The 14,203-nt window shown below is 68.3% G+C and carries 8 protein-coding genes and 1 tRNA gene; 1 reads left to right on the forward strand and 8 read right to left on the reverse strand.

Features of this window, described 5'->3' with window-relative positions; genetic code table 11:
• Positions 1 to 45: 45 nt before the first annotated feature.
• The 8 genes from ACFQS9_RS10595 to ACFQS9_RS10630 form a co-directional block, all read right to left on the reverse strand.
• Positions 46 to 1,836 (reverse strand): Ig-like domain-containing protein, encoded by a 1,791-nt coding sequence (locus tag ACFQS9_RS10595; protein WP_378404294.1) that lies wholly within the window; start codon positions 1,834 to 1,836, stop codon positions 46 to 48.
• A 220-nt stretch (positions 1,837 to 2,056) separates the two neighbouring features.
• Positions 2,057 to 3,508: a glutamate synthase subunit beta gene (locus ACFQS9_RS10600; protein WP_378404297.1), complete on the reverse strand. Its 1,452-nt coding sequence runs from the start codon at positions 3,506 to 3,508 to the stop codon at positions 2,057 to 2,059.
• Complete coding sequence (gene gltB / locus ACFQS9_RS10605; RefSeq protein WP_378404299.1) at positions 3,501 to 8,102, reverse strand: glutamate synthase large subunit; 4,602 nt, start codon at positions 8,100 to 8,102, stop codon at positions 3,501 to 3,503. The genes ACFQS9_RS10600 and gltB overlap by 8 nt, the downstream gene beginning before the upstream one ends.
• A gap of 420 nt (positions 8,103 to 8,522) precedes the next feature.
• Positions 8,523 to 10,904, reverse strand: coding sequence for an ATP-binding cassette domain-containing protein (locus ACFQS9_RS10610; protein ID WP_378404301.1), 2,382 nt, complete (start codon positions 10,902 to 10,904; stop codon positions 8,523 to 8,525).
• A 72-nt stretch (positions 10,905 to 10,976) separates the two neighbouring features.
• Positions 10,977 to 11,591 carry a VOC family protein gene (locus ACFQS9_RS10615; protein WP_378404303.1) on the reverse strand — a complete coding sequence of 205 codons (615 nt, stop codon included), beginning with the start codon at positions 11,589 to 11,591 and terminating at the stop codon, positions 10,977 to 10,979.
• 1 nt (position 11,592) lies between these two features.
• Positions 11,593 to 12,003: a VOC family protein gene (locus ACFQS9_RS10620; protein ID WP_378404305.1), complete on the reverse strand. Its 411-nt coding sequence runs from the start codon at positions 12,001 to 12,003 to the stop codon at positions 11,593 to 11,595.
• A 5-nt stretch (positions 12,004 to 12,008) separates the two neighbouring features.
• A complete protein-coding gene (locus tag ACFQS9_RS10625; RefSeq protein ID WP_378404308.1) occupies positions 12,009 to 12,458 on the reverse strand; it encodes a helix-turn-helix transcriptional regulator in 450 nt (149 codons plus the stop codon).
• Between the two features lie 115 nt (positions 12,459 to 12,573).
• A tRNA-Leu gene (locus tag ACFQS9_RS10630) sits at positions 12,574 to 12,659 on the reverse strand.
• A 162-nt stretch (positions 12,660 to 12,821) separates the two neighbouring features.
• Between ACFQS9_RS10630 and ACFQS9_RS10635 the strand changes: the two genes are divergently transcribed.
• Positions 12,822 to 14,126: an FhaA domain-containing protein gene (locus tag ACFQS9_RS10635; protein ID WP_378404310.1), complete on the forward strand. Its 1,305-nt coding sequence runs from the start codon at positions 12,822 to 12,824 to the stop codon at positions 14,124 to 14,126.
• Positions 14,127 to 14,203 lie beyond the last annotated feature (77 nt).

Here is a 14,203-nt window from a genome sequence, read left to right on the forward strand (position 1 = left end):
CGTGCGCGCGGCACGCCCCGGGACCGGTCGTGGGTGTGGGTCGGGCTAGCTGCCGAACAGACTGGTGAGCGAGCCGGTGTCGAGGCTGCCCGTGCCCCCACCGGGGGTGCCCGCGGCCGCGACGTTCACGACGGACGGACCGGACACCGAATCCTTGAAGCCGGCGCCCCCGATGAAGCTGGCGGTGACGCCGTAGGTGCCCTCCTCGGCGAAGGTGTGCGACAGGGTGGCGACACCGCCCACGACGGCGACGGGGGCGCCGATCGGAGTGGTGCCCACCTTGAACTGCACGGTGCCGTTGGCGCCCGCGGGGGCCACGGTCGCCTTGAACTGCATGGCCTGTCCGACGGCCGCGTTGCCGGTGACGGCGAGAGCGGTGGTGGTGGCCTCGCGCGTGTCCGGCTCGGTCACGGTGACGGTGAAGCCACTCGAGGTGGACCCGGTGAAGCCGGTGGTCCCGGTGAACTCGGCGACCACGTTTGCGGTGCCCGCGGCTCCGAAGGTGTGCGGCAGGATCGCGACGCCGTCACCGGTGCCCACGGGTGCGGTGCCGACCTCCGCGCCGTTGACGAGGAACTTGACGCTGCCGCCGCTCGGGATCGGGTGCACGGTGGCCGAGAGGTTCACCGACGTGCCGACGACCGCGGTGACCGGCTCCAGGACGGTGGTGGTGGTGCCCCAGTCGGCGTCCTTGACGGTCAGCTCGGCCGGCGGCGACACCGAGTCGGTGTAACCGGCGGTGCCGGTGAAGACTCCGACGAAGCTGTGGGTGCCCGCCTCGTCGAACTTGCGGGTGATCGAGGCCGTGCCGCCCACCACGGGGACCGGTTCGCCGACGTTGGTCTCGCCGTCCTTGAACTGCACGGTGCCGACCGCGGTCGCGGGGGTGACCGTCGCGGTGACCTGGACGTCGTCGCCGACGAGCGCGGTGGCCTGGACCTGGATCGCGGTGGTGGTGTCGGCGGTGACGTCGACGGTCTTCACCCCGGAGGCCGAGTTGTGGAAGCCCGCACCCGCGGTGAACACTGCCGAGATGTTGTGCGCGCCAACCGAGTCGAAGGTGTGCGACAGGGTTGCGTTGCCGTTCGCCACACCGACGGGGCCGCCGATGTTCGCGTCACCGTCCTTGAACTGCACGGTGCCGACCGCGTTGGCGGGCCCCACGTTCGCGGTGAGGTCGACCGGGGTCCCGGTCTTGGCGGTGGCCGGGACCTGCAGGTCCGTGGTGGTGTTGACATTGGGGTCGACGACACGCACCCACGCGCCTGCCGGGTTGGCACCCGACTGCGTGCTGAACGCGTACACGTCGAACACGAAGCCCGCGTTGTAGTCGCCGAAGGCCTGGGTCGTGGGGATCTTGTAGGTGACGTCGAAGTTCACGTTGTCGAGGTAGCCCTTGGTGCCCAGGATCGGCACCGAGTTGCAGCCGCCGCCGGTGCACGTCGCCTTGACGCCCGCGGCGCCCTCGTTGGTGACGTTCGACTGCTTGCTGATCGTGTGCGAGAGGTACTCGAAGCCGGCGGGCTGGATCTGCCGGATCGCAGTCATGTACCGGCCGATGCCGGCGGTCTTCCAGATCTTGGCGGTGTAGGTCACGGTGTCGCCCGGGTGGACGACGTTGACGCCCGGCGTGGCGGGGTTGACCGCGGTCCCGTTCACGGCGGTCAGGCTGAGGTTCCACCGCAGGTTGTCGGCCGTCTTGTCGCCCGACGACGCGGGCGGCGGCGGTGTCGGATCGGCGGCTGCGGTGCCGGCGGCACCGCCGAGCAGCAGTCCCATCGCGGCCACGGCCGCGATGATCGGTGTCGCAGCGCGACGGGTCTTGGACAAGAGCACGGTTACCTCCTGGAGGGCCCACCGGAGCGGGCTGCAGTGGCGTGACTCACATCACAGATCGCGCGAAGCCTAACCGTCACAAAACGGATACGTCCCCCATTTTCTGAACATTCGTCCAAATGACCGACAGCACGAAAATGCCCATTACGCAGCAAACCCGCCGCCCCAACTGTCGGGGCGGCGGGTTGCCGTTCAATTGCAGGCCGTTACCGGCCAGTGATCATCGCTGCGGTGCCGCCGTGGGAACGATCGGCGACGGAAGCGAGGTCTCGCCCTCGAGGAACGTGTCGACGGCGGCCGCGCACGCGCGGCCCTCCGCGATGGCCCACACGATCAGCGACTGACCTCGACCCATGTCGCCGGCCACGAACACGCCGTCCACGCTGGTCGCCCACTCGCTGGAACGGGTCACGTTTCCACGCTCGTTCAGGTCGACACCCAGGTCGGTCAGCAGGCCCGGCTTCTCCGGCCCGACGAAGCCCATCGCCAGCAGCACCAGGTCGGCCTCGAGCTCGAAGTCGGTGCCCTCCTGCTTCTCGAAGCGGCCGCCGACCATCTTGACCTCGTGGGCCTTGAGCCCGGTGACCTTGCCGTCGGCGCCGTTGAACTGCTCGGTGTTGACCGCGAACACCCGCTCGCCGCCCTCCTCGTGCGCCGAGGACACCCGGTACATGAGCGGGTACGTCGGCCACGGGGTGGAGTCCGCGCGCGCCTCCGGCGGGCGCGGCATGATCTCGAACTGGTGCACGAGCTCCGCGCCCTGGCGCAGCGAGGTGCCCAGGCAGTCCGCGCCGGTGTCGCCGCCACCGATGATGACGACCTTCTTGCCCTCCGCGGTGATCGACGGCGCGTCCGCATCGCCGAGCTGCACGCGGTTGGCGATCGGCAGGAACTCCATCGCCTGGTGGATACCGTCCAGCTCGCGGCCGGGGATCGGCAGGTCGCGCGCCTCGGTGGCGCCGCCCGCCAGCACCACCGCGTCGAACTGCTCGCGCAGCTCGTCGGCCGTGATGTCCACGCCGACGTTGACGCCGGGCCGGAAGATGGTGCCCTCGGACTCCATCTGCACCAGGCGCCGGTCGATGTGGCGCTTCTCCATCTTGAACTCGGGGATGCCGTAGCGGAGCAAACCACCGATGCGATCGGCCCGCTCGAACACGGTCACCGTGTGGCCGGCCCGGGTGAGCTGCTGCGCGGCGGCCAGGCCGGCGGGCCCGGAGCCGACGATCGCGACCTTCTTGCCGGTCAGGCTGGACGGCCGCACCGGCTTGACCCAGCCCTCGTCGAAGGCGCGGTCGATGATCTCGACCTCGACCTGCTTGATGGTGACCGGATCCTGGTTGATGCCGAGCACGCACGACGCCTCGCAGGGCGCCGGGCACAACCGACCGGTGAACTCCGGGAAGTTGTTGGTCGCGTGCAGGCGATCGATGCTGTCGCGCCAGCGATCCTTGTGCACCAGATCGTTCCACTCGGGAATCAGGTTTCCGAGCGGGCAACCGTTGTGGCAGAACGGGATACCGCAGTCCATGCACCGGCTGGCCTGGGTGCGGAGGGTCTTCGAATCGAAGTCCTCGTACACCTCCTTCCAGTCCATCAGGCGCAGCGGCACCGGCCGCCGGACCGGCAGTTCGCGCGAGGTGTGCTTGAGGAAGCCGCTTGGATCACCCACGAGCTGCCTCCATGATTGCCTCGTCCACGTCAGTTCCGTTCTTCTTCGCGGTGTCGATCGCCACGAGCACCTTCTTGTAGTCGCGCGGCATCACCTTCACGAAGTGATTCACCTGCTGAGACCAATCCGAGAGGATGCGTGCGGCAACCTCCGACCCGGTCTCGTCGCGGTGCCGTTCGATGGCACCCTTGAGCCAGCCGAAGTCCTCGTGCTCGAGGTCTTCGAGATCGACGAGCTCGGTGTTGAGGTCCTTCTCGAAGGACTTGTCCGGGTTGTAGACGAACGCCACGCCGCCGGACATGCCCGCACCGAAGTTGCGTCCGGTCGCGCCGAGCACGACCACCTTTCCGCCCGTCATGTACTCGCAGCCGTGGTCGCCCACGCCCTCGACCACCGCCGTGGCGCCCGAGTTCCGGACCGCGAAACGCTCACCCGCGATGCCGCGGATCAGGGCCTCACCGCCGGTGGCGCCGAACAGGATCACGTTGCCCGCGATGATGTTCTCCTCGGCGACGAACCCGTCGGCGGTCTCCACCGGCGGGCGCACCACGATGCGTCCACCCGACAGGCCCTTGCCGACGAAGTCGTTGGCGTCGCCGTGCAGGCGCAGCGTCATGCCCTTCGGGACGAAGGCGCCGAAGCTGTTGCCCGCCGACCCGGTGAAGGTGATGTCGATGGTGTCCTCGGGCAGACCCGCGCCGCCGTACACCTTGGTCACCTCGTGGCCGAGCATGGTGCCGACCGTCCGGTTGACGTTGGTGATCTTCGACTCGAACTTCACCGGCTGACCGCTGTCGATGGCCGCACGACTCTGTGCGATCAACTGCTGGTCGAGAGCCTTCTCGAGGCCGTGATCCTGCGAACCGGTGCAGTACAGGTCCTGGTCCATGAAGGCCGACTCGGTCTTCGCCAGGATCGGCGACAGGTCGAGCTTCGACGCCTTCCAGTGCTCGAGCGCCTTGGTGGTGTCCAGTGCGTCGACCTGGCCGACCGCCTCGTTGATGGTGCGGAAGCCGAGCTCGGCGAGGAGCTCACGCACCTCCTCCGCGATGAACATGAAGAAGTTCTCCACGAACTCGGGCTTGCCCGCGAAACGCTTGCGCAGCACCGGGTTCTGGGTCGCGACGCCCACGGGGCAGGTGTCGAGGTGACACACGCGCATCATGATGCAGCCGGAGACCACCAGCGGCGCGGTGGCGAAACCGAACTCCTCGCCGCCGAGTAGCGCGGCGATGACCACGTCGCGGCCCGTCTTGAGCTGACCGTCGACCTGTACCACGATCCGGTCGCGAAGACCGTTGAGCAGCAGCGTCTGCTGGGTCTCGGCGAGGCCGAGCTCCCACGGCGCGCCCGCGTGCTTGACCGAGGTCAGCGGGGTGGCGCCGGTGCCGCCGTCGTGGCCGGAGATCAGCACCACGTCGGCGTGCGCCTTCGAGACACCCGCCGCGACTGTGCCGACACCGACCTCGGAGACCAGCTTCACGTGGATGCGGGCCTGCGGGTTGGCGTTCTTCAGGTCGTGGATCAGCTGCGCGAGATCCTCGATCGAGTAGATGTCGTGGTGCGGCGGCGGCGAGATGAGGCCGACGCCCGGGGTGGACCCGCGCACCTCGGCGACCCACGGGTACACCTTGTGCGGCGGCAGCTGGCCGCCCTCGCCGGGCTTGGCACCCTGCGCCATCTTGATCTGGATGTCGGTGCAGTTGCTCAGGTAGTGCGCGGTCACGCCGAACCGGCCGGACGCGACCTGCTTGATCGCGGACCGGCGCCAGTCGCCGTTCGCCTCGACCTCGAAGCGCGACGGATGCTCGCCGCCCTCACCCGAGTTGGAGCGACCGCCGAGACGGTTCATCGCGATGGCCAGCGTCTCGTGCGCCTCGGCGGAGATGGAGCCGTAGCTCATCGCACCGGTCGAGAAGCGCTTGACGATCTCGGAGGCGGGCTCCACCTCGTCGATCGAGATCGGCTGGCGCACACCGCTCTTGAACGCGAACAGGCCACGCAGGGAGGCCAGGCGCTCCGACTGGTCGTCGACGAGCTTGGTGTACTCCTTGAAGACCTCGTACTGACCGGTGCGGGTGGCGTGCTGGAGCTTGAACACCGTGTCCGGGTTGAACAGGTGGTATTCGCCCTCACGGCGCCACTGGTACTCGCCGCCGACCTCGAGCTCGCGGTGCGCGCGCTCCTCGGGGCGGTTCAGGTACGCGGCCGCGTGCCGGATCGAGATGTCCGCGGCGAGCTCGTCCAGGCCGATGCCGCCCAGGTGCGAGTTCAGTCCGGTGAAGTACTCGTCCACCAGCTCCTGCGACAGGCCGATCACCTGGAACAGCTGCGCACCGGTGTAGGAGGCGAGCGTGGAGATGCCCATCTTGGACATCACCTTCAGCACACCCTTGCCCGCGGCCTTGATGTAGTTCTTGACCGCGTCCTCGAAGGTGATGCCGGTGAGGTCGCCGCCCTCGATCATGTCCTCGATCGTCTCGAAGGCCATGTACGGGTTGATGGCCGCGGCACCGAAGCCGACGAGCGTGGCCATGTGGTGCACCTCGCGGGCGTCACCGGTCTCGATGACGAGTCCGACCTTGGTGCGCGAGCGCTCCCGGACCAGGTGGTGGTGCACGGCCGAGGTCAGCAGCAGCGACGGGATCGGGGCGAACGTCTCGTTCGAGTTCCGGTCGGAGAGCACGATGATCCGGGCCCCGCCCGCGATCGCCTGCGAGACCTGGAAGCGGATGTCGTCGAGCGCCTTGCGCAGGCCCTTGCCGCCGTCCGCGACCCGGTACAGGCCGGGCACGACCACCGAACGCAGGCCGGGGAAGTCACCGTCGTCGTTGACGTGGACCAGCTTCGCGAGGTCGTCGTTGTTCAGGATCGGCTGCGGCAGCGCGAGCAGGCGGCAGGACGCCGGGCCCGGGTTGAGCAGGTCGCCCTCCGGTCCCATGCTGCCGCCGAGGCTGGTGACGACCTCTTCGCGGATCGCGTCCAGCGGCGGGTTGGTCACCTGTGCGAACAGCTGCGAGAAGTAGTCGAACAGCAGGCGCGGACGAGCCGACAGGACCGCGATCGGGGTGTCGGTGCCCATCGAACCGAGCGCCTCACCACCGGTCTTGGCCATCGGCGCGATGAGGACGTTCAGTTCCTCGTTGGTGTACCCGAACATCTGCTGACGGATCAGCACCCGATCGTGGTTCATGTGCACGTGGTCACGCTCGGGCAGGTCGCCCATGTGAACGAGCCCGCCGTCGAGCCACTCCTGGTAGGGGTGCTCGGCCGCCAGCTCCGACTTGATCTCGTCGTCGCTGATGATCCGGCCCTGCGCGGTGTCGACCAGGAACATCCGGCCCGGCTGCAGGCGGACCTTCTTGATCACCTTGGCGGGGTCGATGTCGAGGACGCCGACCTCGGACGCCATCACGACCAGTCCGTCGTCGGTCACCCAGATGCGGCTCGGGCGCAGACCGTTGCGGTCGAGCACCGCGCCGATGACGGTGCCGTCCGTGAAGCACACCGAGGCGGGGCCGTCCCAGGGCTCCATCAGCGCGGAGTGGTACTCGTAGAACGCCCGGCGGGCGGGGTCCATGCTCTCGTGCCGCTCCCACGCCTCGGGGATCATCATCAGCACGGCGTGCGGGAGGCTGCGGCCACCGAGGTGCAGCATCTCGAGCACCTCGTCGAAGCGCGCGGTGTCGCTGGCGCCCGGGGTGCAGATCGGGAAGATCTTCTCGAGCGCACCCTCGCCGAACACGTCGGACTCGATGAGCGACTCGCGGGCGCGCATCCAGTTCTCGTTGCCGGTGACGGTGTTGATCTCACCGTTGTGCGCGACCCGCCGGAACGGGTGCGCCAGCGGCCACGACGGGAAGGTGTTGGTGGAGAAGCGCGAGTGCACCAGGCCCAGCGCCGACTCCATCCGATCGTCCTGGAGGTCGAGGTAGAAGCTCCGGAGCTGCGGTGTGGTGAGCATGCCCTTGTAGACAAAGGTCTGGCCGGACAGGCTCGGGAAGTACACCGACTCGCGACCCGTGGCGCCCTCACCGGATCCGGCCTCGCCGAGCTCGTGCTCGACCCGCTTGCGGATCACGTAGGCGCGCCGCTCCAGGGCCATGCCGGTGACCGACGCGTCGGCCGCGGCGACGAAGACCTGCCGGAACGTGGGCATCGCGTCGCGCGCCATCGCTCCGAGCGAGGAGTCGTCGGTGGGGACCTCGCGCCAGCCGAGAACCGTCAGGCCCTCCTCCGCGACGATCTTCTCGACACCCGCGGCGGCCTCGTCGGCACCCGCGGCGTCCTGCGGGAGGAACCCGATACCGGTCGCGTAGGCGCCCTCGGCGGGCAGGTCGAAGTCGACGACCGCGCGCAGGAACGAGTCCGGGACCTGCAGCATGATGCCCGCGCCGTCGCCGGTGTTCGGCTCGGAACCGGCAGCACCACGGTGTTCGAGGTTCACCAGCGCGGTGATGGCCTTGTCGACGATGTCGCGGCTGCGGCGCCCGTGCATGTCGACGACGAACGCGACACCACAGGCGTCGTGCTCGTTCGCGGGGTCATAGAGGCCCTGGGGTCCGGGAGACCTGTGGCCTGGAAATTGCTTCATACCTAGCCTTCGTGTGCGTCAGATGCACAGACGACCAGCAACGCTGATGGCCATCACGTGGCAATACGAGCGCCGACGCAACACTGGGCCGGCGCGCCCATTCAGCTGCGGCGGCAGACGGTGATCGGGATGTGTCCCCGGCTCCGCCGACGTGGCTGAGTGACTATCTGGACGGTTGTGTGTCCAGCATGTTCCGAACACGATAATTCAGAACCCCCGGGCAGTGCCAACTTAGGTAAGCCTTTTTTGCTGCCTGACCAGTGCATAGGTCCGGATTCACCGGCGATCGGACACCCCCCGGGATCCACGCCCACGAGTGCGCGCGTCGCCGCGCCGATCTCGGGCGTGAGATCGAATTGCACTGTGGGCGTGGACAACCGGGAAGGATCCTCGTCTCACGGGGTCCCGCGGGGGCCTCGGTCAGGCGCCGACGTAGGCCGCGAGGTGCTCGCCGGTGAGGGTCGATCGCGCACCGACCAGGTCGGCGGGTGTGCCCTCGAACACGATCCGACCACCGTCGTGGCCGGCACCGGGACCGAGATCGACGATCCAGTCCGCGTGCGCCATCACCGCCTGGTGGTGCTCGATCACGATCACCGACTTGCCGGAGTCGACGAGACGGTCCAGCAGGCCGAGCAGGTTCTCGACGTCGGCGAGATGCAGGCCGGTGGTCGGTTCGTCGAGGATGTAGACGTCGCCCTTCTCGGCCATCGCGGTGGCGAGCTTGAGCCGCTGGCGCTCACCGCCCGACAGCGTGGTGAGCGGCTGGCCGATCTTGATGTACCCGAGGCCCACGTCCGCCAGCCGGACCAGGACTTTGTGTGCGGCCGGCAGCTTCGCCTCTCCGGAACCGAAGAACTCCTCGGCCTGCGCGACCGACATCGTGAGCACCTCGCTGATGTCCTTGCCGCCGAACGTGTAGTCCAGCACCTCGGCCATGAACCGCTTGCCCTCGCACACCTCGCACGGGGTGGCGACGCCGGCCATCATCGCCAGGTCGGAGTAGATCACGCCGGCGCCGTTGCAGTTCGGGCACGCGCCCTCGGAGTTGGCGCTGAACAGTCCGGGCTTCACGCCGTTGGCCTTCGCGAACGCCTTACGGATCGGCTCGAGCAGACCCGTGTAGGTCGCGGGGTTGCTGCGCCGGGAACCCTTGATGGCGCCCTGGTCGATCGACACGACACCGTCCCGCCCGGACACCGACCCTTGGATCAGCGAACTCTTGCCCGAACCGGCGACGCCCGTGACCACCACGAGCACCCCGAGCGGGATGTCCACGTCGACGCCGCGCAGGTTGTGGGTGTCGGCGCCGCGCACCTCGAGCGCCCCCGAGGGGGTTCGCACCGAAGGCTTCACCGACGCGCGGTCGTCCAGATGCTTGCCGGTGAGCGTGCCGCTCGAGCGCAGCTCCTCCACGGTGCCCTCGAACACGATCTCGCCGCCCTCGGTGCCTGCGTGTGGGCCGAGATCGACGACGTGATCGGCGATCGCGATCGCCTCCGGCTTGTGCTCGACGACCAGCACCGTGTTGCCCTTGTCGCGCAACTGCAACAGCAGGTCGTTCATCCGCGCGATGTCGTGCGGGTGCAGGCCGATCGTCGGCTCGTCGAAGACGTAGGTGACGTCGGTCAGCGAGGAGCCGAGATGACGGATGAGCTTGGTGCGCTGCGCCTCGCCGCCGGACAGCGTGCCCGCCGGCCGGTCGAGGCTGAGGTAGCCCAACCCGATGTCGACGAACGAGTCCAGGGTTTCGCCCAGCGACGTGAGCAGCGGTGCCACCGACGGCTCGTCCAGCCCCCGCACCCAGTCGGCCAGGTCGCTGATCTGCATGGCACAGACGTCCGCAATGCTGACGCCGTCGATCTTCGACGACCGCGCCTCGGCGCTGAGCCGCGTGCCCTCACAGTCGGGGCAGGTCTGGAACGTGATCGCCCGGTCGACGAACGCCCGGATGTGCGGCTGCATCGCCTCGCGGTCCTTGGACAGGAACGACTTCTGGATCTTCGGGATCAGACCCTCGTACGTCACATTGACGCCCTCGACCTTGATCTTGGTCGGTTCCTTGTACAGCAGATCGTTCAACTGCTTCTTGGTGAACTTCGCGATCGGCTTGTCGGGGTCGAAGAAGCCGCAGCCGCGGAAGATGCGGCCGTACCAACCGTCCATGCTGTAGCCGGGGATCGTCAGCGCACCCTCGTTGAGCGACTTGCCGTCGTCATACAGCGCGGTCAGGTCGAAGTCGGAGACGTTGCCCCGGCCCTCGCAGCGCAGACACATGCCGCCGGTGATGCTGAAGCTGCGACGCTCCTTCACCTCCCGGCCGCCCTTCTCCATGGTGATCGCGCCTGCGCCGCTGACGGAGGCGACGTTGAAGGAGAAGGCCTGCGACGATCCGATGTGCGGCTTGCCGAGCCTGCTGAACAGGATGCGCAGCATCGCGTTCGCGTCGGTGGCGGTACCCACCGTGGAGCGCGGGTTGGCGCCCATCCGCTCCTGGTCGACGATGATCGCCGTCGTCAGCCCCTCGAGCACGTCGACGTCCGGCCGTGCCAGCGTCGGCATGAAGCCCTGCACGAAGGCGCTGTAGGTCTCGTTGATCATCCGCTGCGACTCCGCGGCGATCGTGGCGAACACCAGCGAGCTCTTGCCCGAGCCCGAGACGCCGGTGAACACCGTCAACCGCCGCTTGGGGAGTTCGAGGCTGACGTTCTTGAGGTTGTTCTCGCGCGCACCGTGCACGCGGATCAGATCGTGGCTGTCGGCGGCGTGCAGCCCGGTCGACTGCATTGTCGTCGTGGCCATGCTCACGTTGTCTCCATCCGTTGAGCGGAGCCGCCTTCGCGGCCTGCGGTCTGTGTGCCTACCCGAACACCTTTATACGGACGCGGCCTCCCACGCGAAGCCGTCCGGGTCCATGAAGGGACCCGCTGCGCTGCCGATGGTGATCCGGTGCGACCCGGATCCGTCCGGGGCGGCACCGGCGTCCTTCGCGAGGGCACGGCGCCCGTAGAGCGCGAGCTTGACGTTCGCCGGCGGCGTGGCGAACTCGACGTACTTGCGGCCGAAGCTCTTCGCCACCTCCATCCCGTGGTCGACGTAGAACTGCCTGCTCGCCTTCACGTCCTCGACGCCGAGCAACAGCACGATGTCATCGATCTGACGGCTGGCCGGGCCGGTGTTCTTCTTCGACGACGTCGCGACCTTCCAGATCGCCCCGTCTGGGGCCTGCACGACGCCGCCGTAGCCCCAGAACCCCTTCTTGGCAGGCTTCAGCGCCGTGGCGCCGCCGTCGAGGGCGGCCCCGATGAAGGTGTCGACGATGTTCGGCTGGGACACCACGAGCGAGAGCGTGTATCCGCGGAATCCGGTCGTCGGTGCCTCCGCGGCGCGCACGCGCACGTGGGCGCCGACGCCGAAGGAGTCGTAGAAGGCCTCGGCCGCCGTGGGGTCGGGCACGTCGAGGGTGATGGACGCGATGGTGGTCGGCATGTCAGCGCACCTCGTTGATGCGGAGCAGGTTGCCTGCTGGGTCCCGCACCGCGCAGTCGCGGATGCCGTACGGCTGCTCGATCGGCTCCTGGACGATGTCCGCGCCGCTCGCCGCCAGCTTCGCGAACGTCGCGTCGAGGTCCGGGGTGGCCAGGGTGAGGATCGCGTACGTGCCCTTGGCCATCATCTCGGTGATCGTGCGGCGTTCGTCGTCGGTGATGCCGGGGTCGGCGGCAGGCGGATGGAGGACGAGCGACGTGCCGGGTTGGTCCGGGTGGCCGACGGTGATCCAGCGCATCCCGTTGTATCCGACGTCCTTGCGGACCTCGAAGCCGAGGGTGTCGCGGTAGAAGGCCAGGGCGGCGTCCGGGTCGTCCTGCGGGAGGAAGCTCGAGTAGATGGTGATGTCCATGACGATCACGCTAGGTGCGGCTGGGTGGCCGGCGCTTCTCGATTCCTGATCGGTCTGGTCACCTGCTGCGCCACGCACGAGGGCATCCCCGCCGTCGCGCGCCCCGCCTCGCGTCGATAGACGCTGGGCGGCACGCCGACCAGCTCGGTGAAGCGGGTGCTGAAGGTGCCCAGCGACGAGCACCCGACCGCGAAGCAGACCTCGGTGACGCTCAGGTCACCTCGACGCAGCAGCGCCATCGCGCGCTCGATGCGCCGGGTCATCAGATAGGCATAGGGGGACTCGCCGTAGGCGAGCCGGAACTGGCGGCTGAGGTGCCCCGCCGAGATGTGCGCGTCGCGGGCCAGCGCCTCGACGTCCAGCGGCTGCGCGTACTCCCGGTCGATCCGGTCACGAACCCGACGCAACCGGGCGAGATCGCTCAGCTGCTGCGCCGCGTCTGGTCTGCTGGTCACCTGCGCGATCGTTCCGGGTCACTGCGGAGTTGTCCAGCACCGCCGGCACCGGCGTGCTGATGCGGTCCCTGCAAAAAACTACTGGCCGCAGCGATTGAATCAGCTGCGGCCAGTGTGGTGGGCGAAGGGGGACTTGAACCCCCACGTCCCGAAGGACACTGGCACCTGAAGCCAGCGCGTCTGCCATTCCGCCACTCGCCCGAGCGACGCCGGAAACATTAACACGTCCCCACCCGGAATGACGATTCGCCCCCCCGACCTGCGAAGGAAGCGATCACCCACACGGGCACCCGGCGAAGGTAGATATCATGCAGGGGCGGCGTCGAGGCCGCGACACGCCACCGGGACCGGAGAGGAGCCATCATGGGAATCGTCCAGCGATTCGAGCGCAAGCTGCAGGGCGCCGTCGGGGATGCCTTCGCCCGGGTGTTCGGTGGCGGCGTGATGCCTCAGGAGGTGGAATCTGCACTGCAGCAGGAGGCCACCGACCGGGTTCAGCATCTCGACGGTGGACACCTGCTGGCCCCCAACATGTACGTGATCACGATCAACGAATCCGATCACGACGAACTGGCGACAGACCGGGACTTGACAGTCAAGGCCTTCGCCCGACACCTTGAGGGCTTCATCCGCGACCAGGGATGGCAGACCTATGGCCCCATCACCGTGCGGTTCGAACCGAGCCATGCACTGCACACGGGCCAGTTCCGGACCAGCGGGACGGTGGACCCCGATGCGGGGCGGCCACCGGCTCGCGGCCCCGGCCCGGAAGTGCACGCAGTCCCGCTACCTCGACCCTCCGCTCATCCGAACCCAGGAGCTGGCCCCATGACGCAGAACTCAGGCTACGACGCCAACCGCGAGCCCGCGGACAACGAGGGCCGGCCCGAATACCAACCGGCCTACGCCTCGAACGGATACGCCAACGGCAACAGCTACCCGAGCGAGCAGCCGCGCAACAACGGCTACGCGAGCGAGCAGCCGCGCAACGGCTACGAGCGGCCGTACGGCGGCGGTTTCCAGGACCCCTACGCCCAGGGCGCCGGCGACCCGTACGCGCAGGGTGGGAACGACCCGTACGCGCAGGGTGGGAACGACCCCTACGCGCAGGGTGGAAACGACCCCTACGCACAGGGCGCCGGCGACCCGTATGCCCAGGGCGGGAACGACCCCTACGCACAGGGCGGCTACCAGCAGGGCGCGCCGGTCTACCCGCCGCAGTCCCCCGCCTACCCGCCCCAGCAGCAGAGCTCCGGCTACCCCGCTCAGCAGGCCCCGCAGGGCTACGACTACCAGCAGAACGCGTACGGCCAGGACTACCCCGCATACGACCAGCAGCCCTACGGCGCCGGCGGATACTCGGGCTTCGACGCCGACCGCACCTTCACGGTCACCCTGCAGCTCGAGGACGGGAGCGGCCGCAATTTCCAGCTCCGCGAGGGCCGCAACGTGATCGGCCGCGGACAGGAGGCACAGTTCCGGCTGCCCGACACCGGGGTCTCGCGCCGGCACATCGAGATCCGCTGGGACGGCCAGGTCGCGATGCTCTCGGATCTCGGCTCGACCAACGGCACCACCGTCAACGGCGCACCGGTCCAGGACTGGCAGCTCGCCGACGGTGACGTGATCCGCGCGGGCAACTCCGAGATCCTGGTCCGTATCCTCTGACCGCCACGGCGGTGACAACCGAACCAGCGGAATCCTCTTCGGATTCCGTATGGTGGTTGCGCACGCATAACGCGATC

Origin of the sequence: Rhodococcus daqingensis (genome assembly GCF_042665615.1) — a bacterium.
Lineage (GTDB): Bacteria > Actinomycetota > Actinomycetes > Mycobacteriales > Mycobacteriaceae > Rhodococcus_G > Rhodococcus_G daqingensis.